22 protein-coding genes and 2 pseudogenes are annotated in these 26176 nt (G+C 70.0%); 16 read left to right on the forward strand and 8 right to left on the reverse strand.

The features are described from left to right. Positions 1–16 precede the first annotated feature (16 nt). From WMF39_RS11575 to WMF39_RS11585, 3 genes are read left to right on the forward strand one after another with little or no spacing between them, the layout of a single operon-like run. Complete coding sequence (locus WMF39_RS11575) at positions 17–1360, forward strand: metallophosphoesterase (protein WP_437745589.1); 1344 nt, start codon at positions 17–19, stop codon at positions 1358–1360. An 11-nt stretch (positions 1361–1371) separates the two neighbouring features. Beyond that, the gene (locus WMF39_RS11580) at positions 1372–3057 is read left to right on the forward strand and encodes a hypothetical protein (protein ID WP_437745590.1); all 1686 of its coding nucleotides are present in this window, start codon (positions 1372–1374) and stop codon (positions 3055–3057) included. Positions 3058–3065: 8 nt separating this feature from the next. Beyond that, positions 3066–3608, forward strand: coding sequence for a hypothetical protein (locus WMF39_RS11585; RefSeq protein ID WP_437745591.1), 543 nt, complete (start codon positions 3066–3068; stop codon positions 3606–3608). Positions 3609–3633: 25 nt separating this feature from the next. Here WMF39_RS11585 and WMF39_RS11590 read toward each other — a convergent pair whose 3' ends face one another. Beyond that, complete coding sequence (locus tag WMF39_RS11590; RefSeq protein WP_437745592.1) at positions 3634–4881, reverse strand: hypothetical protein; 1248 nt, start codon at positions 4879–4881, stop codon at positions 3634–3636. A gap of 224 nt (positions 4882–5105) precedes the next feature. Between WMF39_RS11590 and WMF39_RS11595 the strand changes: the two genes are divergently transcribed. The 3 genes from WMF39_RS11595 to WMF39_RS11605 are packed head-to-tail and all read left to right on the forward strand — an operon-like array spanning position 5106 to position 9633. Then, entirely contained in the window at positions 5106–7100 is a 1995-nt protein-coding gene (locus WMF39_RS11595; protein WP_437745593.1) for a CHAT domain-containing protein, read from the forward strand. Continuing rightward, positions 7097–7951 carry an RNA polymerase sigma factor gene (locus tag WMF39_RS11600; RefSeq protein ID WP_437745594.1) on the forward strand — a complete coding sequence of 285 codons (855 nt, stop codon included), beginning with the start codon at positions 7097–7099 and terminating at the stop codon, positions 7949–7951. Before WMF39_RS11595 ends, WMF39_RS11600 begins: the two co-directional genes overlap by 4 nt. Next, positions 7948–9633, forward strand: coding sequence for a hypothetical protein (locus WMF39_RS11605; RefSeq protein ID WP_437745595.1), 1686 nt, complete (start codon positions 7948–7950; stop codon positions 9631–9633). The genes WMF39_RS11600 and WMF39_RS11605 overlap by 4 nt, the downstream gene beginning before the upstream one ends. Positions 9634–10073: 440 nt before the next feature. Here the strand turns inward: WMF39_RS11605 and WMF39_RS11610 are convergent, their stop codons facing one another. Continuing rightward, on the reverse strand, positions 10074–10292 hold the full coding sequence (locus tag WMF39_RS11610; RefSeq protein WP_437745596.1) for a hypothetical protein: 219 nt from the start codon (positions 10290–10292) through the stop codon (positions 10074–10076). An 893-nt stretch (positions 10293–11185) separates the two neighbouring features. On the opposite strand from WMF39_RS11610, the gene WMF39_RS11615 reads away from it, so the two are divergent. Together WMF39_RS11615 and WMF39_RS11620 are read left to right on the forward strand one after the other, a co-directional pair. Beyond that, on the forward strand, positions 11186–12175 hold the full coding sequence (locus WMF39_RS11615) for an AraC family transcriptional regulator ligand-binding domain-containing protein (RefSeq protein ID WP_437745597.1): 990 nt from the start codon (positions 11186–11188) through the stop codon (positions 12173–12175). Between the two features lie 31 nt (positions 12176–12206). Then, entirely contained in the window at positions 12207–13109 is a 903-nt protein-coding gene (locus tag WMF39_RS11620) for an SDR family NAD(P)-dependent oxidoreductase (RefSeq protein WP_437745598.1), read from the forward strand. A 102-nt stretch (positions 13110–13211) separates the two neighbouring features. Here WMF39_RS11620 and WMF39_RS11625 read toward each other — a convergent pair whose 3' ends face one another. Next, positions 13212–13406, reverse strand: a complete 195-nt coding sequence (locus WMF39_RS11625) for a hypothetical protein (protein ID WP_437745599.1) — start codon at positions 13404–13406, stop codon at positions 13212–13214. 72 nt (positions 13407–13478) lie between these two features. Here WMF39_RS11625 and WMF39_RS11630 point away from each other — a divergent pair, with 72 nt between their 5' ends. The 3 genes from WMF39_RS11630 to WMF39_RS11640 all read left to right on the forward strand — a co-directional run bounded on the left by WMF39_RS11630 (position 13479) and on the right by WMF39_RS11640 (position 18309). Continuing rightward, the gene (locus WMF39_RS11630; protein WP_437745600.1) at positions 13479–13685 is read left to right on the forward strand and encodes a hypothetical protein; all 207 of its coding nucleotides are present in this window, start codon (positions 13479–13481) and stop codon (positions 13683–13685) included. A 519-nt stretch (positions 13686–14204) separates the two neighbouring features. Then, complete coding sequence (locus WMF39_RS11635) at positions 14205–17189, forward strand: penicillin acylase family protein (RefSeq protein ID WP_437745601.1); 2985 nt, start codon at positions 14205–14207, stop codon at positions 17187–17189. An 856-nt stretch (positions 17190–18045) separates the two neighbouring features. Then, a complete protein-coding gene (locus tag WMF39_RS11640) occupies positions 18046–18309 on the forward strand; it encodes a hypothetical protein (protein WP_437745602.1) in 264 nt (87 codons plus the stop codon). 21 nt (positions 18310–18330) lie between these two features. On the opposite strand, the gene WMF39_RS11645 is transcribed toward WMF39_RS11640, so the two are convergent. Further along, complete coding sequence (locus tag WMF39_RS11645) at positions 18331–19224, reverse strand: LysR family transcriptional regulator (RefSeq protein WP_437745603.1); 894 nt, start codon at positions 19222–19224, stop codon at positions 18331–18333. Positions 19225–19364: 140 nt separating this feature from the next. Between WMF39_RS11645 and WMF39_RS11650 the strand changes: the two are divergent. The 3 genes and pseudogenes from WMF39_RS11650 to WMF39_RS11660 all read left to right on the forward strand — a co-directional run. Further along, positions 19365–19508, forward strand: a pseudogene (locus WMF39_RS11650) (NmrA/HSCARG family protein); the annotation flags it as partial. A 44-nt stretch (positions 19509–19552) separates the two neighbouring features. After that, positions 19553–20026, forward strand: coding sequence for an SRPBCC family protein (locus WMF39_RS11655; protein WP_437745604.1), 474 nt, complete (start codon positions 19553–19555; stop codon positions 20024–20026). Between the two features lie 62 nt (positions 20027–20088). Next, positions 20089–20319, forward strand: a pseudogene (locus WMF39_RS11660) (NAD(P)H-binding protein); the annotation flags it as partial. Positions 20320–20492: 173 nt separating this feature from the next. Here WMF39_RS11660 and WMF39_RS11665 read toward each other — a convergent pair. The 3 genes from WMF39_RS11665 to WMF39_RS11675 all read right to left on the reverse strand — a co-directional run bounded on the left by WMF39_RS11665 (position 20493) and on the right by WMF39_RS11675 (position 22581). Next, positions 20493–21725, reverse strand: a complete 1233-nt coding sequence (locus WMF39_RS11665; RefSeq protein ID WP_437745605.1) for an RNA polymerase sigma factor — start codon at positions 21723–21725, stop codon at positions 20493–20495. After that, positions 21725–22144, reverse strand: a complete 420-nt coding sequence (locus tag WMF39_RS11670) for a DoxX family protein (protein WP_437745606.1) — start codon at positions 22142–22144, stop codon at positions 21725–21727. Before WMF39_RS11670 ends, WMF39_RS11665 begins: the two co-directional genes overlap by 1 nt. An 80-nt stretch (positions 22145–22224) precedes the next feature. Further along, positions 22225–22581 (reverse strand): YciI family protein, encoded by a 357-nt coding sequence (locus WMF39_RS11675; RefSeq protein WP_437745607.1) that lies wholly within the window; start codon positions 22579–22581, stop codon positions 22225–22227. 362 nt (positions 22582–22943) lie between these two features. On the opposite strand from WMF39_RS11675, the gene WMF39_RS11680 reads away from it, so the two are divergent. Further along, positions 22944–23666, forward strand: a complete 723-nt coding sequence (locus WMF39_RS11680; protein ID WP_437745608.1) for an SAM-dependent methyltransferase — start codon at positions 22944–22946, stop codon at positions 23664–23666. Positions 23667–23929: 263 nt separating this feature from the next. Then, entirely contained in the window at positions 23930–24604 is a 675-nt protein-coding gene (locus WMF39_RS11685) for a hypothetical protein (protein ID WP_437745609.1), read from the forward strand. On the opposite strand, the gene WMF39_RS11690 is transcribed toward WMF39_RS11685, so the two are convergent. After that, positions 24505–25980, reverse strand: coding sequence for a basic secretory protein-like protein (locus WMF39_RS11690; protein WP_437745610.1), 1476 nt, complete (start codon positions 25978–25980; stop codon positions 24505–24507). The genes WMF39_RS11685 and WMF39_RS11690 overlap by 100 nt on opposite strands. Between the last annotated feature and the right edge of the window lie 196 nt (positions 25981–26176).

The following is a 26176-nucleotide window of genomic DNA, read 5'->3' on the forward strand; positions in this document are numbered from 1 at the left end:
CCCGGGAGACAACGCCATGCGTACCCTCATCCTCAGTGATCTGCACCTCGGCAACGGGGGTGACTACGACGTCTTCGCCGGGGGCGAGGCGCTGCCCGCGCTCCTCGACGTGATCGCGCGCGAGCCCGCGCGGGTCGTGGTCAACGGCGACGGCATCGACTTCCTCATGAACGAAGACCCGCTGGAGCTCGATCGGGCGCGCGCCGCCGCGCAGGCCCGCGCGATCGTCGCCGCGCCCGAGAGCGCCGCCGTGCTCAGGGCGCTCGGGCGCGTCCTCGCGCGAGGCGGCGAGGTCATCATCCGCCTCGGCAACCACGACGTGGAGCTCGCCGTCCCGGAGGTGCAGGAGATCCTGCGCGCGGCGATGGAGCAGCCGCCCGCGGTCGCCGCGCGCCTCGCCTTCCAGCTGGGCGACGCCCCTGCGATCCTCGACGTGGGCGGCGCCCGGATCCTCGTCACCCACGGCGAGCACAGCGACAACTGGAACAAGGTCGACTACGGGCGCCTGGCCCGGCTCGACCGGTTCAGGTACGCGGCCGGCTCGGTCCTCGTGAAGCAGCTCATGAACCCGATAGCGCGCCGCCACGGTCTCCGCTTCGTGAGCCTGCTCAAGCCCGATTTCCAGGGCGCGGCGCTCGCCGCGCTCGCGGTCGCGCCCGGGATCGTGAAGCAGCTCTTCAGCGCGGCCTCGCTCGACATCGCCTGGCAGCTCTTCAAGAAGGCGGGGTCGGCGGCCTCCTTCGCCGAGGAGGAGGAGGATCTCGGGCTCGCCGAGAGGTTCGCGGAGGCCGGCCTCGGGGCCGAGGAGGCGGCGGCGGTCGAGGCCACGCTCGGCGACGGGCCCGCCGCGTTCGCCGACGAAGAGGCGATGTCGACAGCGAGCCTCAAGCTCGCGCGCGCCGGCCTGAAGCTCTACGCGGGCGTGCAGAGGAGGCTCGCCGGCACCCTCGGCGACGAGTACTTCCACCTCGAGCCCGACGAGGCCGAGTGGGCCGACGCCCAGCGCCTGGCGAGGAAGTTCGACGCCGGCGCGGTGGTGATCGGCCACACCCACGCGGCCCGCTGGAAGGCGGCCGACGGGCTCGTCTTCGCCAACACGGGCACGTGGATCTGGTTGATGCAGCTCCCGCGCTCCGACGCCGGCGACGAGGCCTGGGCCGAGTTCATCGACGAGCTGCGCCAGAACCCCAGGCTCCTGCCCGAGAAGCAGAGGGCGGCGAGGACCCTCCAGCGCTTCACCGCCGTGCTCCTCGACGCGCACGAGGACGGCGGCGCGGCGATGTGGCTCGTGCACTGGGACCATGGAGAGCTCCGCTCGCTGGGATCCGCGCGCGTGCCCCCCGAGAGCGCGGCGCGCTGAGAGGAGAAGCCATGTCCGACATCGAGCTGCTCCTCTGCCATGCCGACGATCAACGCCCCGTCCTCGAAGAGGGGCTGCCGCTCGAGTCCGCCGCGGACGAGGCGCAGCCCGGGGGTGAGGACCTGGTCCACGATTTCGCCGACTTCTCGGACGATCCCAACGATCTCTCGCTCCAGCGCTGGTCCGTCATCGCGCCCGAGGGGCCCGCGGGCGACGCCCTGCTCGCGCTCGTCGAGCCCCTGATCCGGAAGCGGGAACAGGACCAGGGCGCGCCCGTCGTGCCCTATCGCGTCCCCGCCGGCATGGACGCGGACGCGGCGATCCGGTGGAGCAAGAGCGTCTATCATGACGAGTCGGTCGCGCTCGAGGATCTGCCGCGGTATCTCCTCGTGCTCGGCGACCTCGATGAGGTCTCGCTCGAGCTCCAGCAGGCCATGGCGAGCGAGGCGCTGGTCGGTCGCCTGGTGTCCCGGTCCGCCGCGGGCTACGCGGCGTACGTGGACAAGCTCCTCTCCTCGGAGCGGGCCCCCTCGGTGGAGGCGCAGGCGCGGGCGCTGTTCTTCACCGCGCAGGACGGCACCGCGGCGACCTCCATCGGCCACAGAGCGCTCGTCGCGCCCAGCGTTCAGCGGTGCCGCGACACCCAGCGGAGGGGCGGCTTCAAGGCGAGGGACATCGAGGAGATCGGCTATGAAGGCGCCGACGCGGCGAGGAGCGCGCTCCTCGAGCAGATCGAGAGGCCGGAGCCGTCGGTGCTGTTCACCATGAGCCACGGCCTGGGCGCGCCCCGCAGGGGATGGTCGTCGGGGGACGAGCAGCGCGCCGTGCAAGGGGCGATGAGCCTGGGCTGCGGCGTGCGGATCGCGGCCGAGGACCTCGGCGACAGGCCCTTTCTGCCCGGCGGCATCTGGTTCTTCCTCGCGTGCTACGGCGGCGGGACGCCGGCGGCGAGCGCCTACCACCACTGGCTCGCCAGCCTGCGCGACGCGGGCGGCTTCGGCGGGCGCGTCGACGGCGTGCTCGCCGGCCTGCCCAGGCCGGGCGATCGGCCCTTCATCGCCGCGCTGCCGCAGGCCGCGCTCGCGAACCCGCGGGGCCCGCTCGCCGTCATGGCCCACATCGATCTGGCCTGGACCTACAGCTTCCAGGACATGGGGCCCGACGGCAAGGACCGGGCGTCGCGCTTCGAGGGCGTCTTCAGCTCGCTGGTGAAGGGCGCGCGCGCGGGCAACTCGACCAACGAGCTCCTCCGTTACCTGGGGAACGCCAACCACGAGCTCGCCGCGATGTACAACCAGGAGGCCAGGGCCGAGATGGCGGGTAAGCCCCTCGCCCCCGACCAGGGCCGCGCGAAGCGGCGGGCGAACCTGTGGATGCTGCGCGAGGATCTCGCGGGGTACGTCCTCCTGGGCGATCCGGCGGCGCGGCTCGCGATCCACCGCGACAGGGGAGCCGTCAGGGCCGCGCCCGCGCCGGCGGAGGTGCACGCGGGCCTCCCGCCGGTGCCCGCCGCTCCGCCCGCGCCGTCCCGCGCGCGGGACGCGGCGCGCATGCAGCGCGCCGTCCACGAGAAGATCGTCGGGGAGGAGGGCGACAAGAAGATCGCCGAGAGATACGGTATCACGCGCGAAGAGCTCCAGCGCTTGTACGAGGCCTACTGCAAGGCAGGGCTCGAGGCGCTCGGCGAGCTGCCGTAGCGGTACGCATGGCCGAAGAGGAGCTCGACGCCCCGCCGGCCCGACGCTCCGCCGAGCCGCCACGCACGGCCCGGCGGCTCCTCGGCCTGCGGCCACGCCGCCACGGTCGCGTCGACCTCAGGAGCCGGCTCCTCAGGGACCAGCTCTGGACGCTCGCGCTGCTCGCCCTGCTCATCCTGCTGCTGCTCGTGGCGCTCACGGCCACGACGCGCGCTCCCGTCCAAGAATGGCCTGCCTGGGGGTACCGGACCCTCCTCGGTGTCTTCTCCTTTGGCGCCCTGGGAGCGATCTTCAGCGCTGCTCGATCGCTCAAGAGCTCCTCCCTCCGGGCCAGGATCCACGCTCAGGTTTCGGACGAGCGGGTCACCCTCTCTCGCGCCGTCCTCGGGGCGCTGCCCGGGCTCGCCGCCTATGCGTTCCTCCAGTCGAAGGTGCTGAACCTCGGCGATGCCGACAACAGCAAGGCCTTCGCGATCGCGTTCATCGCCGGCTTCAGCGAGCGGCTCGTGCTCAAGGTGGCGGAGACGTTCGCCGGGCCGAAGGCGAAGTAGCGGCGCCAGCGACGCGCCGCCTCCATCACGGGGCAGAGCGCGTGACCTGAGATCGCGCGCGCTCGGTCCTCGGCGAGACGAACCGGATGACGGCGCGCGGCGCGAGGCGATACCCGTGCTCGCTGCGCTGGATGACGTCCCTGAGCCCCATGCGGCGGAGCTGGGTCAGCGCCACGTAGACGCGGTTGGCCCCCGCGTCCGCCACCGGCCGCTCGCCGGGCCAGCCGGCGTCGAGCAGCTCCTGGAGTGAGAGCGAGGCGTCCGGCGCCTCGTCGTGCCGGTCGACGAGGGCCGTCACGATGCGGCTGAGCGCGTGCCCGAGCGTGTGTTTCACGCCGTCCTCCGTCGCGATCCAGCGCACCTCGAAGCCGAGGAACAGCGTGGGGGGGCGCGCCGGCGCGGCGTCGCTCGAGAGGAGCGGCAGCGCCCGACCGGTGAGCAGGCTGGCGACGAGCGACGCGAACCCCTCAGGATCAGGCGCCTCGCCGCAGGGCACGACGAGACGGAGAAAGTCCGACGCGGCGTCCGCGCCCTCGGCGCTCCCTCGCGCCTGCGCCGGCGCGCGGCGGACGCGCCGCTCGCGCCCCTCCAGACGCTCGGCGGGATCGAGGTCCATGGCGCGGGTGTCCCGGGCGACATCGCGCGCGCTCGCCGCGCTGCCCTGGACCGCGTGGCGGAGCGACAGCGCGAGGAGCGACAGCGCGGTGTCGTCGCCCGCCGGGGTCGGCGCGCCGCCTGCGGCCACCTCGGGCGCCTGGAACTCAAGGACCCTGTCGACCTGCTCCTGTCCGGCTCCTTCGAGCGGAGCATCCCTCCCATAGCCGATAAGGTACCAGTGCCCTTCGCGCGAGAAGAGGACGTCAGCGCATGAGACACGACCGATGCAGACGGGCCGCCCGCGCTCCGGGTCGGTCACAGCGTGGGCCGCCTGCATCGCCTTATGGAGGCTCGCGATCAGGCCAGCCGCGCTCCCGGGCGGCACCTTCCATCCGGCGTCGTTCAGGAGGCTGGTGAGGTCGACGCCATCGATCACGGCGTCACAGGCGAGCTCGATGTACGGCGTCCCGTCGGCGACCCCGCGCGCCGCGACCTTCGGGATGAGCGGATGGTCGAGGAGCGCGTGGACCCGCTCGATCTCGGCAAACGCAGCGTCCGCCCACGCCGCGCTGGCGGCCGGGCCGGGCACGATGACAACGCAGGCTCTCGCGTCTCCGGCGCGCGTCGCCGAGACGACGTGGAAGCCGTCACGACAACGGATGGGACGCGGGTTCATGTATCTGCCGAGCCATCGTGAACGAGAATCGCTGATGAATCCCATGATCGTATCCGTTCTCCACGCGCGCACGCCTGCCGGTGGACATCCTTAATCACGTCCCATGGCCGAGCCCGCTGATGCGTCCTTAATTATTTTTCAGATGAGAATCTCGTCCGCTACGTTCTAAAAGACCAAGGAGTCAGACACGGCAGGGAGCGCAACGTAGCGAGGCTTGTCCTTCGATGTGGCTGGAGATCGAGCTCGACATCAGCGGTACTGAGGTGCGCGTCAGCGCGCGTGGCAGCCGGGGAGAGCGCCCCCCGGCGCACGCGATATCTCCCGAGCAGGGCTTCGATGCCCTGCAGACGTTCGCGAGCAAGGTGGGGAGGGCGGTCCGCGGCGGTAAATCGCTCGATCCAGCGGCGGTGAGCGACTCCCAGGTGCTCCACGAGGAGGTCTTCAAGGGGGAGCTGCGCGACGTCCTCGTGCGGCTCGGCGAGGCGTCGAAGGGTGGGCCGCTCCTGGTGCGGCTCTTCGTCCGCGATCAAGCGCTCCAGACCATCCCCTGGGAGGCGCTCTGCAGGCCGGGGACGTCCGAAGGGTTTCTGGGGACCGACCCCAGGGTGCTCTTCGCGCGCGGCGTCACCTCGTCGGAGCCCTGGGAGCCGCGTGAGGTCAAGGGCGCCGTCCGGGTGCTCGGGATCGCGCCGGGGACCGGCGAGCGGGCCCTCGACGTGCTGCGCGAGGCGCTCGCCCCGGCGATCGACACCGGCGAGGTGGAGTGGCTCGATCCGATCGCCGGGCAGGAGATCAGCGCGCGGGTGCTCTTCGACAGGCTCCGGCGCGGCAAGAGCCCGCACGTCGTGCACTGGCTCGGTCACGGCGGCGTGGATCTGTCGGGCAAGCCCGTCCTGCGCCTGGCAGACGACGAGGACGGTGAGGAGACATGGATCACCGCCGAGGCGCTGGGGCGCGAGCTCTCCGCGGCGTTCTGCGAGGAGCTGCGCCTCGTGATCCTCGAGGCCTGCGAGGGCGCCAGGGCCGGGGCGCTCGGCAGCGCGGCGGAGATCCTGGCCAGGGCGGGCGCGGATGCCGTCGTGGCGCACCTCTGGCCGGTGAGGGCCGACGTGGCGCGCGCTTGCTCGACCGAGCTCTACCGCGCGCTGACAGGCGCTTCGCTGAACCAGGGCGACATAGGCGCGAGCGTGGCGGCGGCGCGGCGGACGCTGCTCTCCCAGAGCGCAGAGGCGTTCTCGCCGGTCCTGTACCTCCGCGGCTCGGACTCGGTGGTCTTCAACTTCCAGGGCCGCCGCGTGGCGAGGCCGGGGAAGAAGAGCAGGTCGAAGGCCCTCGCGCCCGCGCTCCAGAGCCTGCTCGAGCGGCCGTTCACGATGGTGCTCGGCGATCTCGAGGACGATCGCGCGGCGCTCCAGAGGGAGCTCGAGCAGTTCATGCAGGAGAGCGGTGAGCCGGCGACGCGGGGTATGTCGCTGAGCGCGCTCACGCAGCGCTGCGTGCTCCGGTTCGGGCAGGATGTGCTGCATTCGCTCTTCCAGCAGGCGCTGACCGCTTCGCCCGGGGCGACGGCCCCGCCGCTCGTCGACGCGCTCGCGCGCTTCGTCCGGCCGGGGGTCCACATCACGCTCCTCTGGCGGCCCTGCCTCGAGCACGCGATCGCGCAGAAGCTGCCGCAGCGGACCGTCTACGCCATCCAGCCGTCGCTCCTCGGCGCCGGCGGCAAGCCGCGCATCGTCAAGCGCGCCGCGGGGGCGACCGCGTGGAAGATGGAGCCCGTCATGCCGAGGCGCTTCGATCTCGAGAGCGAGATCGTCGTGCTCCGACTCTATGGCGGCTACTCGGCGGAGCCGCGCCCCATCTTCTCGCCGCCGCTGCTCACCGAGGACGATCACATCCACGGCCCCCTCGGCGCTGACGGCGCCCGGCCGCCGCTCTGGATGGAGGAGCTCCTGGCGCGGCCGCGCGTCCAGCCCGGCCTCTTCGTCGCCCTCTCGAGCCTCGACTTCCGCCACCGCATGCTGCTGCGCTGGCTCTACGATCAACGCCCGGCGCCCCCGGACAGCCTGGCAGTCCTCGCGGCCGGGGTCGAGAGTAGCGAGATCGAGATCTGGGGCAACGGCGGCGGGCTGCCCGGCACGGGCCACATCGCGGCCACCACCGGAGATCTGGAGGAGCTCGCGGCTCAGCTCGACGCCTTCGCGGTGGAGGATGCCTCGTGACACACGCCCCCTTCCCCGGACACCAGCGGCACCGCGATAGCGAGTACCGGCGTGATATCGAATCTCCGCTTCTGGGTGGTTCCGGCGGTGACGAGGTGGTAGCGCCGTCGCCCTCCGGCCTCTCTCACGGCGCGGCCGAGCGACGGCCCGCGCTCGACCGGGCATTCCAGGCGAAACCCCTCCGCGATCCCTCCGTCGGCGCGCTCCTGCGCTGCTGGGTCGAGCAGCGGGAGGAGCTCCTCCGCGCCTGCCGGCGCTCTCTCGGCCGAGAGGACGGTGAGGAAGCGTTCAGCCGAGCGACGGTGTCGATGCTTCGGGCCACCGCCCCCGCAGAGGGCGTCCGAAGGCCGGCGGCGTGGCTTCAGGCGATCGTGCGCCATGCCTGCGTCGACCTCCATCGCGAGCGGACGCGGCGCGGAAGACTCCTGCTGCTCGTGGACAAGGATCTCGGCGAGCTCGCGGCGGCCCCCCACGCCGCTGCGGGCGATCCCGAGCGGACCCTCCTTGAACGGGAGACGCTCGCCCGGCTGGAGAGGGCCGTTCGCGCCCTGGCTCCGACGCTGCGGGATCCTCTCTTGCTGCGCGTCGAGGAAGAGCTGTCGTACGCGGAGATGGCTGCGCTCCTGCTCGAATCGGAGGAGAACCTGCGCAAGCGCGTCCAGCTCGCCCGGCAGAGCGTGCGGCGTTCGGTCCTCCTCCAGCGAGAGCAGGAGCCGCGCTCCAGCCGGAACCAGCCCGCCGCTCGCGCCGGCCGCCCCGGCCTGCGCCGGGGCAGAGCGGGCGCCGCGGCGGACACGGATCCTGTCGACCCGAGCGCCGAGCCGTCGCCATCCAGCAGCCAGCGACCATGAACGCCCACGAAAACCGGCTCGACCTCCTGCTCGCCGACGCCGACGAGCGCCGCCCCGTGCTCGACGAGGGGCTGCCTGGCGACACCGCCCAGAGCGCGCCGAGGCCCAGGAAGGGCCGCGACGCCAACCACTGGCGGCGCACCGACGCCGATCGCAACGACCTGACCCTCCAGAGATGGGCCGTGATCGCGCCCGAGGGCCGGGAGGGCGACCGGATGATGGAGGCCGTCCAGCCGCTCGTCGCGCTGCGCGAAGGCGAGCAGGGCGCGCCCGCGCGCGTATATCGCGTGCCGCAAGGGATGGACGCGAAGCGATCGGCGGACTTCCGGAGAGAGATCTACTGGTCCGAGGAGGTGGCGGAGGAGGACAGGCCCCTTTACCTGATGATGCTCGGCGACCTCCATCACACCTCGCTGGAGCTCCAGCACGCGCTCGCCAACGACGCGCTCGCGGGGCGCATCCATTTCGCGGACAGCGCGGGAGACACCGATCTTGCCGGCTATGCCGCCTATGCCGAGAAGGTCGTTCGCTATGCGCGGCGCGGCACGCCCGAGGCCTCGCCGGATCTGCTCTTCTATGTCACGCCCGACGGCTCGGCGGCCACGGTCACGGGCAAGGCCAGGCTCGTCGGCCCGAGCCTGGCCACATCGACCGAAGCGAGCGAGAGAGGCAAGCTCCCCGCAGCCTCGGTGCGCGAGGTCTCCGCCGGCAGCGTGGACGACCTGCTCGCCGGGGGCGGCGGCGCGCGGCCCTCGGTGCTGCTCTCGGTGAGCCACGGGCTGGGCGCGCCCCGGCGTGGCTGGCGCAGGGAGGAGGACTCCTGGCGACGCCAGGGTGCGCTCGTGATCGGCCACGACGAGATCCTCGACGCCGAGCGGCTGCGGGGCCAGACGTTCTTGCCGGGAGGGATGTGGTTCTACCTGGCCTGCCTGGGCGCGGGCACGCCGGCGGCGAGCGTCTATCACACGTGGCTCTCGCAGCTCGCGCAGGAGGATCGTTATGGTGGCAGCCTGAAGGCCGTGTTGCGCAGTCTCCCCGCGTCCGGCCAGCGCCCCTTCGTCGCGGCCCTGCCGCAGACCGCGCTCGCCAACCCGGCGGGGCCGCTCGCGATCATCGGTCACGTCGACCTTGCGTGGACCTACAGCTTCTCGGGCACGACGAGCCTGTCGGAGGGCAAGAAGTCCCGTATCTATCGCCCCCTCGAGGTGCTGGTCCGCGGCAGTCGCGCGGGGATCGCGCTGGAGGCGCTGATGGAGCTCTACCGCGGCGCGAACGACGAGCTCGCGCAGAGCTACCAGATCGAGGCCGACGCGCGCGCGGCGGGCCGGGCCGACCCCACCGATCGCGCCGAACGCGCCCACCTGTGGATGCTGCGCAACGATCTCCGCGGCTACGTGCTGCTCGGCGATCCGGCGGTGCGGCTGCCGCTCCAGCAGCTCGCGCTGCGAGCCGAGGCGCCTGCGCCCGCGCCCGTCGAAGTGCGCTCGACACAGGCGGAAGAGCCGGCCAAAGGCGCTGCGTCCGCGGCCTCGGCGCCGGCGCGGGAGGCGGCCGTGCTGGCGATGATCCGCGGAGACGAGGCACCGCGCGCGATCGCGGCGCGCGTCATGGTGTCGCTGGAGACGTTGTGGACCTGGGTCGACGCCTATCGTGCGGGCGGGCGCGAGCGACTCGGGGGGTGAGGGACCTCCGCGGGGTCGTGAGATCCACACCATCGCTCCGGCGGTGCCCGCCGGCGTGTGTACGTCGCACTGATCTTCGTGCTCGAGGAAGACGTCGGGCCCACCGGGCAGGTCAGGTGGCGAGATGGGGAGCAGCGCAGCGTGGATGGCCTCATCGACCAGCCCCATGACGCGCCACATCTCCGCGGCGGCCAGCGCGTCATGTCGATGAGCACGCTCAGGTTGCTGGAGCGAAGGTTGGCGACCACCAGGTCGCGCTTGTCGTCGCCGTTGAGTCCGCACCGGCGAAGCTGAGGGGGTTCGCGCCGATAGAGAAGAGGACGGCGGACTGGAAGGTGCCATCGCGTTGCCTCGACAGGCCCGTGGGGGGACGGCGCGTGCTGCTCCGCGATGCGGTGCGGGTCCTCGAAGGCCACCTCCCGGCGGCGGTGGGCATGACGCTATCGGCGCGAGCTTGCTCGCCCCTGCGGTGCTGGCGCCAGACCGAGCAGCTGTCCGATCGCCTCGTGAACGACGCGGGCCGCCTCCTCATCCCCGAGGGCGACGGCACGGCTCAGGCGGCCCGCGAGCGAGGTGACCACGGCCGCCTGAGGCGACGGATCGGTCACGGCGAGCTCGCCGAGCCCCACGCTCGCCGGTTGGACCGGGGTTGGGCCCATGCCTTTCGAGGAGGTGTGATCCGTCGTCACGCTCCCCTGAAACTCCGGGGAAAGCGACGGATCGCGACGGTTCGCCACCGCGGAACGGTCCCGCCAGAAATACCGGTCGATGACGAGCGGTCGCCGGAAACAGAAGCGACTTCCATAATTCCCGCCTGTTTCGCCGCCGAGGGTGGCTCCGGTGTGGCCCAACGGGGCGCCCTCCGCCGCCGCGTCGCCCGCGGTCAAGGGCTCGCGGCATCACCGGTCCCACCGTACGGCCACGCTGCACGCGCTGGTTCACATAAAACACCTTCCGCCATCCGCTCCCCTCCTGGAAAAGTGACGCTGTATTAACAACTTCCATGCGATGCGGCCCTCCTGAAAAACCGACGCCATATCAATAGTTTATCTATGCATCGAAGGCGCCGCCTTCACTCCACAGCCTGCGGGGCTCGTCACGGCTGCCTCGCTCGGGAACACCGGCTGTCAGTCGCAGGACCGGCCCATCGGCAGCGGTGAACCCGGCCCCGAAAACGAGGAATCCAGCGCGGCCGCGCTGCTCCTCGCGCGCTGGGAGGGATACGTCGAGAACTACAAATTGGGCCCGAGGGGAGTGCATGCTGGGCGACCAGCCCACCGACTGTGGATTCATCGAGCTGTGTCGACACCGCATTTGCGATTGCGATGCGTCCGGGGGCACCGTCAATCTGAGAAAAATGGGTTCAGCTTCGATGTCGCCGTCGACGAGCAGGAGGCGAACGGCAGCATCATGTTCGGGGGCAAACTCTACAACGTCCGACGGACGCGCGACCCCTGACGGCGGGCTTGCTGGCACCTTGAGCCGCGCCGTCGCCCTCGGGTTGGCGCGATCGGACTGGTCGTGACGGCTCGATCTCGGTAGGTTCTTCGCGATGAACGGTGACGTCGTCCGCCTCTCGTCAGCGGTGCGCGCTCGGCTCGCGCGCCTCGGCGCGAACGTGCCCCACGCGACCGCCGCCGCGCGGGCGCCGTCCAGCGGCGAGCTGAGCACCGCGCAGTTTTTCACCTTCTGGGAAGCGCTCGGCGCGTCGTCGCCGCACGACGTCGGGCTTCGTCTGGCGATGGAGACGCAGGTGCACGAGTACGACATCTCGTCGCTCGCGGCGCTGCACTCTCCCGACCTCGGCACCGCCTTGACCAAGCTCGCCCGCTACAAGCGGCTTTGCGGGCCGAAGGACATGGCCATCGACACGGCGGGGAAAGGGGTGGTGATCCACACGACCTACCTGCACGCGCCAGGCCCCATGCCCCCGCGTCTGGTCGACGCATCGCTCGCCTCGCTCCTCGTGCTCTTGCAGCGAGGCAGCGGGCTCGCGCTCGCGCCGAAGCGCGTCGAGCTCTCTCGCGCGCGCAGCGACGAGCCGATGCTGCTGCGTTTCTTCGGCTGTCCGCTGCGGTTCCGCGCGAAGCGCGACGCGCTCGTCCTCGAGGAGCGCCTCCTGACGACGCCGTTCATCACGCACAACGCCGACCTGTTGCAGGTGCTCGTCCCCAGCCTCGACCAGAAGCTCGCGCCTCTCGAGCATGGTTCGTTCGTCGAGCAGGTCCGCGCGGTGGTCGCTCGCCGCATGGCGGGCGAGCGGCCGAGCATCGCGAAGGTGGCGCGCGAGCTGTCGCTCAGCACGCGCACGTTACAGCGGCGCCTGGGCGAGCTGGGGGTCAGCTATCAGCGCGTGCTCGACGAGGTCCGGCACCGCGCCGCGCTGCGCCTCCTGCGCACCGACGACGTCGACGTCAACGAGATCGCCTTCCTGCTCGGCTTCGACGAGGTCAACTCCTTCACGCGGGCGTTCCGAGCCTGGGAGGGGACGACCCCGAACCGCTGGCGCGATTCGATTCATCTGTGGCGCGATCGGATTTGATCGCTGACGCCCTGCGCACGATGTTTCGTGCATGACGGAGAACAACTCGCAAGTATGGTTCATCACCGGAAGCTCGCGGGGGCTCGGCCGCGCCATCGCCCTCGCCGCGCTCGCCGCCGGGCACCGCGTCGTCGCCTCGGCGCGCAAGCCCGCCGATCTCGATGACCTCGTGAAACAGCACGGCGACCGCGTGAAGACAGTGGCGCTCGACGTCACGCAGCCCGAGCAGGCCGTGAGCGCGGTCAAGGAAGCGGTCGACGCCTTCGGTCGCATCGACGTGCTCGTCAACAATGCGGGCTACGCGAACGTCGACTCGGCTGAAGATATCCCGCTCGACGATTTCCGCGCGCAGATCGACACCAATTTCTACGGCGTCGTACATGTCACGCGCGCGGTGCTGCCCGTGATGCGCGAGCAGCGCAGCGGGCGTATCCTGCAGATCAGCTCCATCGGCGGACGGCGTGGCGGCACGCCGGGTCTGAGCGCGTACCAGGCGGCGAAGTTCGCCGTCGCGGGCTTCAGCGAGGTCGTCCTCAACGAGGTCGCGCCGCTCGGCATCCAGGTCACCATCGTCGAACCGGGCGGCTTTGGCACCGACTGGGCTGGCAGCTCGATGACGATCTACCCGTCGCAGCTCGACTACGAAGCCACCGTGGGCGCGACCAACAAGCGGCTCCGGGGCAACCCCGGCGCGGCGCGCGGGGTGCCCGAGAAGGCCGCGAAGGCGCTGCTCGAGCTCGCGTCGCTGGACAGGCAGCCGCGGCGCCTGCTGCTGGGGAGCGACGCGTACGTGCTCGCCAAGCTGACGCTGCAAGAGCTCGGTGCCAGCGATGATGCCCACCGGGCCCTCAGCGCGAGCACCGACGCCGACGGCATACCCGACTTCGCCGACACCGACGTGGGGCGAGCGATGCTGAAGCTGCACCACAACTGACGAGAGCGCAAAGCGAGGACACCATGGAACTTCACTCACCCCCGGATGTCGTGAGCGGCTATATCGAAGGACCGCGTTCCCTCCACAGCCTGCGGGGCGAGGCTATCCGGAGGCGCGCCGGGCGCCGCCGGGCGAGCTCGAGCGCGAGCGCAGGCCGCTCTTCGCCGCCCGCTTCGGCTTCGGCGCGTCCGCTCGCGGGAGGAGATTTTCCCCTCCCCACGCCATCACCGCGTCGATGAAGGCGCGGAGCTGCGGCGGCATGAACTCCCGCTCCGGAAAGCAGACGGAGGCCGGCACATCCCCGGATCAAGCCGCGCCCCTTCGGACCAGGGCCCGCAGGCGCGGCGAGAGGGCGCGGCCCGAGAAGAAGTGGTCGCGGAACCAGCGCTGCGCCGGGTCGTCGTCGTGGCGCTGCGACCACACGGCGACGACCTGGGCGGCGGGCAGCTCGAAGGGGGCGCGAACACCCGAAGCCCGAAGAGCTCGCGGGCGCGCTGGGCGACGCTGCTCGGGATCGTGCCGAGGACGAGCCGCGCAGCGCGGCCGACGCCCACGCCCGCGCGGTCGGCCTGGTGATGCCGCCGATCCACACCAGCGTGGAGCGCTGGTGCGACTACCTGGTGACGACGCGCTTCGGCGCCACACCCGGGAATGCGCCCGGCCGCCGGCCGGCGTCCTCCGTCGCCTGATCTGCGATCGGGGCCGCCGCCGGCCCGGAGCGGAGCGCCCGTGAAGCGCGCGCACGACGTCGGGTGAAAGTGCCCATGCGCGTCGGTCATCCGTCTTGTTTTCGTCGAGCACCACGGCGCCGCGCTCGAGATCGAGATCGGACGGCTCCAGCGACCCGGGGGACCAAGGTAAGATTCAGACGGCTTGGCGCGGCGGCGGTCCGGTACGGGCCGCGGCGGCGTCTGCGTGTCATGCTGGCCCAGACACCGCGCCAAGGTACGCTCCCTCTTGCCGGTCGTGCCCAGGCCCATGTTGCCGCGAAAGGAGCTCCGAACCCTACCTCGCTTGACGACGTGCTGTTCCAGCCACCGCGTCGCGCGGCGACACCGCCGCGGTGGCTCGCTTCCATCCCACCAAGGAGCGTTCATGCGACTGTCATTGTCTTCGGCACATTGCGTCCTCGCCTTGGTCACCGGGCTCACGGGCATGCTCGGGTGCTCGGACGACCGTGGTCCCGGCAGCAGCGCGCCCGACGCGGGCGCGCCCAGCGATCCCGACGCCGGCGCGCCCGACGGCAGCCCGCCCTCCTCCGCGACGTTCGGTCCACTCGGCGATCGGCCGGATCTGCCCGTCGACGGGCGGCTCACCATCGACGGCCTGCTCTCTGCCGTCGATGTCGTCCAGGACAGGGACGGTAGGCCCCATATCTATGCCGAGGACCTCGTGGACGCGATGCGCGTCGAAGGGTATCTGACGGCGCGCGACCGCGCGCTTCAGCTCGAGATCTTGCGGCGCACCGCCCAGGGGAGGCTCGCAGAGCTCTTCGGCGACCTCGATCCCACCACCATCGATCAGGACATCGCTCTTCGCCATGTAGGGCTCGGTCGGATCGCCAGGGCCCAGTACGACGCGCTCCCCGAGGGGGAGCTCCGCCAGATGCTCGACGCGTACGCGGACGGGGTGACCCAGGTGTTCAGGAAGATCCGCTCCGGGGACATCCTCCTCCCCGGAGGCGCGACGGGGATACCCGTCAAGGCGTTCACCGACTGGAGCGGCGTCGACTCGCTCGTGATCAGCCGCTTCCAGAGCTACCTCCTGTCGTTCGACGCCGAGCTGGACATCACCATGCAGCAGTTCTTCGACGCCGCCCGGACGACGTTCGCGTCGAGCAGCGCCGATCCGCTCGCGCAGAAGCGCGCCGGCTTCGAGCGGGACTTCCTGAGGTTCGCCCCCTCCGAGCCCGCGGTGACCAGCAGCGGCTATCCCGCCTCCCCGGCGCGGGAGAAGGCACAAACGGCGGAGGGCAAGGCGGCGAAGAGAGCGTCTCGCGCGCGACGACCGGGCCGCGCCGCGCCGGGCCGCGCGAAGCTCATTTCGTCGCTGACCGGCTACCTGAGCGCGGTCCAGCGCGCCAGGAGCAAGGTCGCCCCGGAGGGCTTCGGCTCGAACAACTGGGCCATCCACGCGAGCCGGAGCGCGACGGGGCACGCGCTCGTGGCCAGCGATCCCCACCTGTCGCTGAGCGCGCCGGCCGTCTGGTATGCCGTCTCGATCCATGTCACCGCGCCCGAGGGCAAGGACGCGAGCCGCGATGTTCACGTCGGGGGCGTCACCTTCCCCGGGATTCCGGGGATCATCCTGGGCCACAACGAGCACGTCGGGTGGGGAGCGACGGTCGCGATGTACGATGTCACCGATGTCTATGCCGAGAAGCTCACGCCCGACGGCAAGGCCGTGCTCTTCAAGGGCAATCCAGTGCCCCTCCAGACGGTCGAGGAGGTCATCGCGATCGCTGGCAGCGAGCCCTATACCTACCGTGTCCCGATCGTGCCCCATCACGGCCCGCTCCTGCCGACCATCGTCGACCACGCGGTGGTGGATCCGGACCCGGCCGTGGGGGCGCTCAGCGTCCGCTGGACGGGGCTGGAGCCGACGAAGGAGCTGGAGGCCATCTTCGGCCTGCTGCGCGCTCGCTCGGTCGATGATGCGCAGGAGTCGCTCTCGAAATTCAGCGTCGGCGCGCAGAACTGGGTGATGGGCGACGCCGCGGGCGACATCCTCTGGACGACGCACGCGGCGATCCCGACGCGGTCTCGCGAGGCGTTCGCCTGGGACGCGGCCACCTATACGGGCGTCCTCCCCTGCATGGTGCTCCCCGGCGACGGGACGGCGGAGTGGACCGGGACGCTCCCCGAGCACCTCATCCCCCGGGCGAAGAACCCGCCGGCGGGATACATCGCCACGGCGAACAACGACCCCATCGGGGACTCCCTGGACAACGATCCATCGAACGGCGCGCTCCCCGACGGCACCCCCATGTACCTGGGGTGCAGCTTCGACATCGGGTTTCGCGAGGGCCGCATCCAGGAGCGGATCGATGCCCACGAGGGACCTCTGTCGCCGGAGGATTGCGCGGCGATCCAGGGCGACATCAAGTCTGCGCTCGGCGCGAGGCTCGTGCCTCACCTCCTCCGCGCCGTGGACCGCGCCGACGAGGAGCGCGCGACGCCCGGTACTCACGCCGATCTGAGCGCGCTCGTCGCGGACGCCACAGCCGACGACCTGCAGCGCCTCGCCGCCCTGCGGGCGCTCCTCGACGGCTGGGGCAGGGAGGCGGACTACAAGGCGGCCGCCGGCATCGATCTCGATACCGCCATGCCGCTCGCGGACGAGGGCGATGGCCCCGGCGCGATCGACGCCCGCGCCTCGGAGGCGACCTTGGTCTTCAACCTCTGGCTCGTCCGGGTGGTGCGCCGGGTGCTGGGCGACGAGCTCGGCCAGATGGGCTTCTCGTCGTTCTCCCGGGAGCTGTCGGCGAAGGCGCTCCTCCACCTGTTCTCCGCCGATCGGGAGCAGCTCGCCACCTTCGATCCGGCCGTGCAGGACAGCACGCTGTGGGACGAAATGGGCACGCCAGCGGTCGAGTCCAGGGACGAGCGCGTGCTGCGCGCCCTGCTCGACGTCCTCGCCTGGCTCGATCGACAGGGCGGCTCCGGGGCTGCGGCGCCCCGCTGGGGCGCCTTTCACACGGTCACCTTCGACGCGCTCGTCCCCCTCTTCAGCAGCCTCAGCATCCCTCCGTCGAGCGATCCCCTCTGGAGCGGCGGCTTTCCGCGCGGCGGCGACGAGTTCGCGGTGGACTCCTCGGATTATCGCCTCTCGTGGGCGCTCGACGAATCACCGGATTTCCGGTACGTCCACGGCCCGTCGCAACGGCTCGTCGTGGAGCTCGACCCGGCGGGGCCGAAGGCGTGGAACGCCATTCCCGGAGGCAATGTCTGGGACGCCGAGAGCCCACATTTCCGCGATCAGGCGGAGCTCTGGCGAAAGAACCAGACGCGCCCGGTGCCGTTCCTGCTCCCCGACGTGATCCAGGCGAAGGAGTCGCGCACGGTGGTCGAGGCGCCGTAGCCGGCGCGTCCTCCGAGGTCCACCCCGGGCCGGTATCTGTCACGTGACGATCCGAGCACGCGATCGAAGCGATGCCTCGGGTGTCGTCGATCATCGTTCACGTCGCCGGTCGCGAGCGCCACGGCGTTGGAGCCGCTGTTGTACGTTATGTCAACTGCCGGTCGTTGGCGGGAAACTCTTGACAGATCGGCGTGCCTTTGCGCGGGCTATCTGTATCGGTCCTGCCCGTCGTCAACGGTCGCCGCGCCGAGGTGGAGGCGGACGGGGAAGCCGTCGACCTGCGCGCGTGACGCGGGCGCTCCCCTGCGCGAGGTCGTCCACCGCGGTGGACATCGGGGATCACGCGTCCGGTCGTCGGCCGTCGCCGATGTAGAGCGGCTCGTCGTCGGGCCGAAGCTCGATCGGCGGCGGCGACGCGCGATGGCCGTCCCGCTCGTCGTTCGCGTCGAGCCCGATCGAGACGGACCCAGATGAAGCCCAGGTTGTTGAGGCCTAAGCCGCCCTTGCGCTCCTGCCGCCAGCGTACGACCCGGAAGGCGACGCACGGGCGCCCGCTGAAGGGCGAAACGAGCGGCTCGCCGACGGGCATCGCTCGGCCCCTCACGGCGGCAAAGCGGGCTGGCCGCAGCTGCGCGATCGATTCGACGCACGCCCGGCGCAGGCGCTCTCGCCCGGCGCGCCGCAGCGCCCATCGAAGCCCGGCCCCGCCGAGGCCGAGCGTCAGCGCGACCCCCAGCGCGGAGAGGAGCAGGGCTTCCACGAGGGCATGATCGCTCAGAGGGCCTCGCCCGGCCAGGGTGACGCCCGTTCGCGTGAGGCGGTCGACAGGAGCCGCGCCGGGGTATCGTCGCCGCCCATGCTCGATCGCCAGCAGGTGTGGCGCCAGACGCGGGCCCGGCTGCACCCGGAGCGCATCGCCCGGCGGGAGGACGCGCTCGTACGAGCGCGCATGCCGATCGAGGGCGCCCTCGGGCAGCTCGACGAGACCGGCCTCCGGCGGCTGCTCCAGCGCTTCTCGCCCGCGCCATGCTCACCCTCCGGCAAGTCGATCTGGCGCGGGCGCCTCGCTCTGGAAAAGAGGCTGCCGTGGATCGCAGTGGAAGTACGTGCCGTAGCGTAGAAGGCGGCGGGGTTAGCCGCCTTATGCCCCGATATAGGCCGCCAGCTCGTCAGGCTTTCCCATGGGAAAGGCTTCCTTCAAATAGTCGAGGAAGGCGGACACACGAGCGCTCAGCAGCCGCCGGGACGGATAGAGCGTCCACACGGCGATGTCTGGGCCGTCCACATCGCCCCAGTGCACCAGAGTTCCAGCGGCCAGATCGCGACTTACAAGTGAAATGGGGAGGCGTCCGGCGCCGACGCCCGCTCGGACAGCATCGCGGACCATGAAGAGCGACGATAGGCGCATGACTGGATCAACCACGATGCGCGATCTTCCGGCTGGCGCCACGACATCCCAGGCTGCAGTCCGGTCGCCTGCCCCCCGCACTACAGCCGGAACAGCGAGGTTGTCCGCCGGTCGAGCGAGGCCCGGGCTCGCGACGACCACCAGCCGATCGCGCAGCAAGATTCGTCCGACAAGGCTCTCATCCGGATCCGGATTGACCCGGATCACCAGGTCGTAACCTTCCTCCACCATGTCGACGGTCCGATCTTCCGTCGTGACCTCAAGCCGGACCTCCGGATATTTCAGCGCGAACCCGGCCGCAAGCTTGCCCATCGCGGCCTGCGAGAAGAGCAAAGGCGCGCTGATTCGTAACTTGCCTCGCGGCCGATCCCCACCCGAGGCGATCGCTGCCGCAGTCTCGTCGAGCTCGGTAAGCAATGCCCCCGTTCGCTCAAAGAGCGCCCGTCCTTCCTCGGTGAGCTTCAGCGTGCGCCCCCCGCGCTCGAAGAGACGCAGGTCGAGGGCGGCCTCCAGCTCCGCGACCCGGCGGGACAGGGTCGCTTTCGGGCGCCCCGCGGCGCGTGCGGCTCGTCCGAAGCCTCCGTGTCGGGCGACGAGGCTGAAATCAGCGAGAGCAAGCAGATCCATGCGTTCCACCGGTGAGACGGTCTGTCCCAGAATAACGTCTATCGGCGCGAATGTAAACCACTAATTTACAGGGTGTCTTTAGACCCCAACCAGAGTGATCCCCATGTCCATCCTCGTTACCGGCGCGAGCGGCACGGTCGGCCACACTCTTCCTGCTCAACGCCGTGGTGCCTGACGAATTCACCCAGGCCCTGATCGCGCTCAACCTCGCCCGCGAGGCCAGCATCGAGCGGATCGTCTACCTGTCGGTGATCCACAGCGACCGGTACGTGAACGTGCCGCACTGACGGCCGAGCGATGCTCGACACTCACGACAAGGAATATCATCATGATCTATTCGACCGCCACCGTCCCTGTGAACCCGGAAGGCGAGACCGAGCTGACCCGCGCGCAGGCATGGGAGGGCCTGGTCCTCAAGGCCCGCGACGCCCGCCTGTTCCTCCCGCCCGGCCTCTGCACCCGTTGCGACGTCGTCGAGGAGAGCGGTTCTCACATCGTGCGTGAAGCCACGATCGCAGGCGGCGACCTGCGCGAGATCATCACGTTCGAGCCGCAGAGCAAGGTCACTTTCTTCCAGGCCACCGGTCCCCGCGAGGGCGCGATCATCAACGAGCTGTTCGAGGACGCCGACGGCACGCTCCAGCTCCGCTTCTACTGCTACCTCGGCCTGCGCGGCAAAGAGCCGAACGGCCCCGAGGAGCAGGCCGAGCAGGAGTGGATGAACAGCGATAAGGGCTACAAGAGCGCCTTGCTGTCAACGCTGAAGCGCACCCGCGAACTGCTCGCGGAGGGCCGGCTCTGAGCACCACGAGGGACATGAACGACGGGACTGCCTCCTGGGAGGCGCCCCGCTTTCCGAGGTAGTACGCCGACAAGAACCGGCAGGAGACCATCGTCAGAGATAGCGGGCTCGACTGGATCCTCGTCCGCCCCTCCGTCCTCAACGACAAGCCCAGCCGCGACACGATCCGGGCTCTCACGGATCTCTCCAGCTTCCACGGCGGAACCATATCGCGAGCAGATGTTGCGAGCTTTGTCTTGGACCAGGTGCGCGACGACGCCTGGGTGCGTCGTTCCCCGTTGATCACCTGGTGAAAGCAACTCAGCGCGATCAGACCTGTCGTCGTCCGTGATGAAGCACGAAATCAGCTCGTCGGACGCAGGCCATGCAGGCGATGCGTGCCATGTTCGCCGCAGCGCCGAAGCTCAAGCGACGGCGGCGGGCGCCACACGCCCGACAATCGTCGCCTACCTGATGCCGAGGAGCCTCAGGTCGCTCGCAGCGACGCCAACCGTTTCAGGAGGTATGCCTTCAGGGCCTCGTCGGTCGTGAGTCCGACGGCGATGGTCAGCGCCTCGACGGCCGGGGCCGTGTCGCCGGCGCGGGCGAGCAGGTGACCCTTCGCGGCCCAGTAGGGCTGGTAGGAGAGCATGCGTTTGTCGGCCTCAAGCGGCGTCAGATCGGCAAGTGCGGCGCGCGGGCCGTCCACCTCGGCGCGCGCGACTGCCCGGTTGAGGATGACCACCGGCGAGCCGGTGAGCGCCAGCAGATGGTCGTAGAGCGCAACCACCGCCGGCCAGCTGGAGACGCCGGCCAGGCGGCGGGCGACATGCGCGGACTGGATCGCCGCCTCGATCTGGTAGCGACCGCTCGGCCCCGCAGCGTTCGCCTGATGTAGCAGGTCTTCGGCGAGCGCGATCAGTGAGTTGTTCCAGAGACCTGTGTCCTGTTGTTCGAGCGGCACATAGGCGCCGGCCGCGTCGCGCCGGGCCGCGCGGCGGGCGGCGGTGTAGAACATCAGCGCCAGCATGCCCTTCGCCTCGGGTTCGTCGGGGAGCAGGGAGACGACCATGCGGCCGAGCCAGATCGCCTCGTCGGCGAGCTCGGGGACGGCGTCGTCGCCCACCTCGTTCCAGCCTTTGGAGTAAGCGGCATAGATCGCGTCAAGAACGGCGTCGAGGCGTTCGGGCAGCTCTTCCGGGTCGGGCACGCGAAAGGGAATGCCTGCGTCGCGAATGCGGGTCTTGGCCCGGACCAACCGCTGCCCCATGGTCTTGGGCGGAATCATGAAGGCAGCGGCGATATCCTCGGCGCTCAGGCCGAGGATGGTCTGGAGGACCAGCGGCGCACGAACGGCGCGCTCGATCGCCGGATGGGCGCAGGCGAACATCAGGGCGAGTCGGCGGTCCGGGATCACGTCCTGCTCGTCTGCCACCGCTTCGATCTCGTCGCCGATCAGCTGCAGGTGCTCCTCCCCGGCCTTGCGGGTCTGCGTTCGGCGAACCGTGTCGGTCTGCCGTCGGCGCGCCGCGGTCAGCAGCCAAGCGTCCGGATTGTCCGGTACGCCCTCCGCCGGCCACACGCGCAGGGCGGACGTGAAGGCTTCGCCGAGCGCGTCCTCCGCGCCCGCCACGTCGCGGGTGCGCGCGCTCAGGAAGGCGACGAGGCGGCCGTAGCTCTCGCGCGCCACGCGCTCGGCAGCACGACCGGCCTCGTCCATCACATCACTCCCGCTGGCCTACCTGGGGGGGCCACGATCGACCGGCGGCCGAGAGTCCGGCTTGCCGGCCGAAGCGCCCACGAAGCGACGGCGAGCGCGGCGAAGCCCAGCGTCACGGGGACGTGCCACGCGGGACTGTGGCAAACCAGGTGGGACACTGCTGCGCCCGTCATGTTGAAGAAGATGCCGGCGTAGGCCCACTCCTTGACCCTCGGGAATCCTGGGGCCAGGAGCGCCAGCGAGCCGAGCAGCTTCCACACGCCGATGATCATCACGAAGTACACGGGATAACCCAGATGCTTCATGCCGTCGATCGTCTCCGGTCGCTGCGCGAGCTCAGCGATACCTCCGCTGGTCATCGCGAACACGACGATCCCCGTCGTCATCCAGTACCCGACCGACCTCGCGGTCAGCTTCATGGTTTGCCTCTCGTGTGGGCTGCTGCCGCTGTCGGGGACACCGCGCGCTTCGGCAGCACGGATGGCCTCGCCCGACACCATCAGCGCTTCCCACCCGCCTGGGGATCCATGACGGGACGGATCTCGATCGACCCGTATTTGCTCGACGGGCAGCGCTTGGCCCAGGCGATCGCCTCGTCGAGGCTCGGGGCTTCGACGAAGAAGTAGCCGGCGAATTGCTCCTTCGTGTCCGCATAGGGGCCATCGAGCACATCGGTCTTGCCGTCGTGCTGGCGCACGGTGGTCGCCGCCGAGCTCGGCTGCAGACGTTCACCCGGAGCAGAGCCGGCGGCCTTGGCCAGCGCCTCGTTGAAGGCCGCGTATTCGGCCCAGAGCTCCTTCTGCGGGGCCGCGGCGAGGGCGGGTTCGTCGTGGTGGATCAGCATCATGAATCGCATGTCGTTGGCTCCTCCAGCGGAACCGCATGTCCCGCTGTGACAATGACGGGCGAGCCTCACGGATTTCTACCGGCTCCCGAAGAATCTACTCCACAGCGGCGGCGCGCAGAAGAGCGCGAAGCCGACGCGTGGGATCGGGGCCGTCCTTCGCCCGGGCGGATCGGCCGACGCAGGGTTCGGGCGAACGGTCTATGTGGTCGGCGCTGCGACCTCGGCCCTGTCCGCCCGACGTGGTTCGGCGGGGGTCGCGACAGAAAGCCCCGCCAATCGGATCGAAACCCCCGCCCTGTCGAGGCTGCACCAAGGGTGATACTCCCCTGCTGGAGGCGGTCCGGGCGACCGTCCGCCGAGGAGAAGGCGTGATGAAGACGGACGAGCACGGGAAACACGCAGTGAACTTCGGGCGCGAGCGAGCCTTGAGCTACGACGACCAGGTGCGCCGCTTCTGGGCGGGTTATGGCGTCATGCAGCAGGTCATCGCCGAGGTGATCGCCGCTGCGCTCCCCGACGAGGAGGCGGCGTCGCTGCTGATCGTCGGCGTCGGGACCGGGAGCGAGGTGAAGCCGCTCGCGCGCTACGCGGGGGCCGGCGTTCGTTTCACGGGCGTCGACCCCTCGCCGGAGATGGTCGCCGTCGCGAGAGAGAAGCTCGCGGCGGAAGGCCTCCTCGAGCGGACGAGCCTGCATGCCTGCGAGCTGCGCGATCTCGCGCGCGGGCCCTTGTTCGACGGCGCCCAGATGATCGGCGTCCTGCACCACGTCCCGGGCGATGAGGCGCGCGTCGAGCTCTTGCGGGAGGTCGCCGGGCGCCTGAAGGCGGGGGCGCCCTTCGTGATCGGCTGTCGGACTGGAGACGATCCGCTGCTGAGCGCCGTCGAGGACCGGCGGGCCCTCGCGGAGGGGCGGCCGCCCGAAGCGGCGGAGCAACGACGGAAGGCCATGGCGTCGTTGAAGATGCCGGCCTCGGACGCCGAGGTCTTCGCGCTCCTGGCCCAGGCAGGCTTCATTGCGCCTCGCCTCATCTTCTGCGAGCTGCAAATCAAGACCTGGGTGACGCGCCACGACCCGTCCACGCTCGGCGCGTGACGCGGCGACACGCGGGGCCGCGGCTCCGCCCGATGTCGCTCCTGGTCAACCTGGCAGGGCTCGACGCTGCGGTAAGGGAGAAGGGGAAGCGCGTGGCGGAATGCCGCAGTGAGGCACGCGTGCGGTTCGCGCGTGGAAGGGAATGACAGGCGATGAGGTGCGCTCATCGGGCGCGAGCGCGTTCACGCAAGCTCCTTCCGCGCGTCTCTCTCAACGAACGCTCAGCCCGCACGCCTGGACCGGGCTTTGCAGTTACACAAGACATGCTGCAAGACATGCATCAGCACGCTGCGTTCATCGTGGGAGTCCTGGGTGTCTCGCTGACGCTCGGCTGCGCCGGCGAGCCTGGAACAGCCGAGGCGCTCGGAGAGAGCGCCGATGCGTTTTCAACGGCGCCGGGTGAGCCGAACCACGAAGAGATCACCAGCACCGCGCTGGCGTTCCTGAAGCCTGCAGTGATCAGCGCTCTGAAGATCGGCAACGTGTCGACGGACGCCGAGTTCTACTTCAGCAATGCTGCTCACTTCGATGACTGCAACTTCAGCGGAGGAGCCGCCTTCATCGCCGAGAAGCAAGCCGAGGCGGTGGCGGCGCTGGGCCCGGGCATCGCGCAGCTGGATGGTGATGCGCTGGCATTGCTGGCGTTCTCCCGTTCGCTTCACGCGGTGCAGGACTTCTACGCACACACGAACTGGGTGGAGCTCGGCGGCGACGTCCTCGTGGACCAGTCGCTCACGGCGTTCCCCGCGCTCGCGCGTGACCGAGCGAGCGCGGTTAACGCTGATGAGCTCCGGGGCGGAGCCTCAGGCGAGCGCTTCGGCGATAACGCCCTAAGCCATCACTCGACGACGATGGAGGAGATCTTGTCGTTCATGGCTCCCAGGGTTGGCGCATCGGAGGTGTACTGCACCGAGGTGCCGGTGTACCCCGCGTCGTAGTACGCCGTGACCGTGTAGCCGGGGGGCACCTGGATCGAGGAGATCCAGTCGTTTGCGATCGCGCGAGCGCGGATGTCGAGAACGTCGTACTGCCCGCGGTCGAGCACGACCGCCCTGCCGCCGAAGGCGTCGTGCTCGTACACGGTGATGCCCGAGGTGGCAGGCGGCGGGGCGTTGTAGTTCGAGTACTGTTGCCACAGGGTCTCCAGATCGTAGCCCGTCAAGCCGACCCACGTCTCGCTCGAGTACTCCCCTTGACGCAGGATGTCGTCGAGCGCGTCGACCACTGGCGGCAGGCCCACGCGGTACGTCGCGTCCATCCATTTGAAGAAGGCGGCCGCATCACCGTAGCCGAAGAGGTAATGCGACCCGTACGTCCACCCGCTCGGGATGGACCAGCCGGCCTCCTCGTTCTTGAGGCCGTAGGCGTCACGCACATAGTCGGCGCCCCCCTCGATGATCCAGCCGGGGACCTCGCCCCAGTACCCGAGCTGGACGACATGCATCGTCTCGTGCACGACCACGTCCGCGCCCAGCGGGTTGTCGAGCATGAACTGCCTGTTGTAGAAGGTGTTGGTGCCGCTCGCCCAGGCGATGCCGGGCTGGTCGGTGATGTGCAGCCCCACCGTGGTGGCCGCGGCCGGGTTGAAGCGCTGCACGAGCTGCGGGTACACGGTGTAGAACGTGCAAATCATGTCCTCGAGGATGACGTCATTGAAGTTTGGGACGGTGGTGACGTCGAGGGTATAGGGGCTGCCGTCGCCGCAAGCCGGAGTTGGCGTGCCCCCCTCGAAGCGGAGGTTGTCGAGCACGGTGGCCGTGCTGGACTCGGGCACGTTCAGCGCCAGCGTGATCCGGAGATCCGAGACTTGCTGCTGAAACGCGCTCTCGAGGTGAGCCGGCACCGAAAACGAGAGCGTGCTCCACGTGTTTTCCGGCACGTTCTCCAGCGAGGCCAGGCCCACCCAGGCCCTGTTCAAGCCGAGCGTCGGGCTGCTCACGTACATGTGCACCTGACCCCAGACCGAGCTCACGGGGACCCGGATGTCGAGCGCGAGCTCGTCCGTGACGCCCGACAGGGTGGAGAGCGCCGAAGAGGTCAGCTCCGCGTACGAGAAGTCGCGCAGCCCGAGCGCGGCCGCGCCCTCCGTGTGGTGCGTCGAGGATTCGAGGATCCCGTCCGAGGCCGTCCAGTCGGCCACGTTCTCGAACCCGAAGACCGAGTCCTGCTGCGTCAGCGCGAGCTCGGCTGTCTCGACCGGGGCCTCTTCATGGGGCTCCCCGGCGACGGCGCAGGCGCTCAGCGCCCAGCACGTCAGCAGCAGACTCGCTCGGCTCAGCAGCTTGCGTGTACTGTGATGAATCGATCGTGTCATGTTCCTCGTTGTGCGCGTCTGGAGGGCGTACCCGCGCGAGCGAATCGTCGGATTCATGCGCTCGCCGCGAGCACGCCAGGACGGGAGCCATCGCGATAGGCTCCCGCCAGCCCATCAATGCTTCCGAGGTCCATCGATTCAAGCACCCTTTACATTACTTTACATCGCGAATCGCGACAGCTTTGTTACTCCCGCG

It is taken from the genome of Sorangium sp. So ce1504, from assembly GCF_051521635.1.
Classification (GTDB): Bacteria; Myxococcota_A; Polyangia; order Polyangiales; family Polyangiaceae; genus Sorangium; species Sorangium cellulosum_B.

Coding starts and splice junctions, on each gene's coding strand:
- WMF39_RS11595 (WP_437745593.1), top strand. CDS start 5,106: ATGTGGCTGGAGATCGAGCTCGACATCAGCGGTACTGAGGTGCGCGTC.
- WMF39_RS11610 (WP_437745596.1), bottom strand. CDS start 10,292: ATGGGCCCAACCCCGGTCCAACCGGCGAGCGTGGGGCTCGGCGAGCTC.
- WMF39_RS11575 (WP_437745589.1), top strand. CDS start 17: ATGCGTACCCTCATCCTCAGTGATCTGCACCTCGGCAACGGGGGTGAC.
- WMF39_RS11690 (WP_437745610.1), bottom strand. CDS start 25,980: ATGACACGATCGATTCATCACAGTACACGCAAGCTGCTGAGCCGAGCG.
- WMF39_RS11605 (WP_437745595.1), top strand. CDS start 7,948: ATGAACGCCCACGAAAACCGGCTCGACCTCCTGCTCGCCGACGCCGAC.
- WMF39_RS11655 (WP_437745604.1), top strand. CDS start 19,553: ATGATCTATTCGACCGCCACCGTCCCTGTGAACCCGGAAGGCGAGACC.
- WMF39_RS11685 (WP_437745609.1), top strand. CDS start 23,930: ATGCTGCAAGACATGCATCAGCACGCTGCGTTCATCGTGGGAGTCCTG.
- WMF39_RS11645 (WP_437745603.1), bottom strand. CDS start 19,224: ATGGATCTGCTTGCTCTCGCTGATTTCAGCCTCGTCGCCCGACACGGA.
- WMF39_RS11670 (WP_437745606.1), bottom strand. CDS start 22,144: ATGAAGCTGACCGCGAGGTCGGTCGGGTACTGGATGACGACGGGGATC.
- WMF39_RS11675 (WP_437745607.1), bottom strand. CDS start 22,581: ATGCGATTCATGATGCTGATCCACCACGACGAACCCGCCCTCGCCGCG.
- WMF39_RS11615 (WP_437745597.1), top strand. CDS start 11,186: ATGAACGGTGACGTCGTCCGCCTCTCGTCAGCGGTGCGCGCTCGGCTC.
- WMF39_RS11665 (WP_437745605.1), bottom strand. CDS start 21,725: ATGGACGAGGCCGGTCGTGCTGCCGAGCGCGTGGCGCGCGAGAGCTAC.
- WMF39_RS11620 (WP_437745598.1), top strand. CDS start 12,207: ATGACGGAGAACAACTCGCAAGTATGGTTCATCACCGGAAGCTCGCGG.
- WMF39_RS11590 (WP_437745592.1), bottom strand. CDS start 4,881: ATGAACCCGCGTCCCATCCGTTGTCGTGACGGCTTCCACGTCGTCTCG.
- WMF39_RS11580 (WP_437745590.1), top strand. CDS start 1,372: ATGTCCGACATCGAGCTGCTCCTCTGCCATGCCGACGATCAACGCCCC.
- WMF39_RS11635 (WP_437745601.1), top strand. CDS start 14,205: ATGCGACTGTCATTGTCTTCGGCACATTGCGTCCTCGCCTTGGTCACC.
- WMF39_RS11640 (WP_437745602.1), top strand. CDS start 18,046: ATGCTCGATCGCCAGCAGGTGTGGCGCCAGACGCGGGCCCGGCTGCAC.
- WMF39_RS11585 (WP_437745591.1), top strand. CDS start 3,066: ATGGCCGAAGAGGAGCTCGACGCCCCGCCGGCCCGACGCTCCGCCGAG.
- WMF39_RS11680 (WP_437745608.1), top strand. CDS start 22,944: ATGAAGACGGACGAGCACGGGAAACACGCAGTGAACTTCGGGCGCGAG.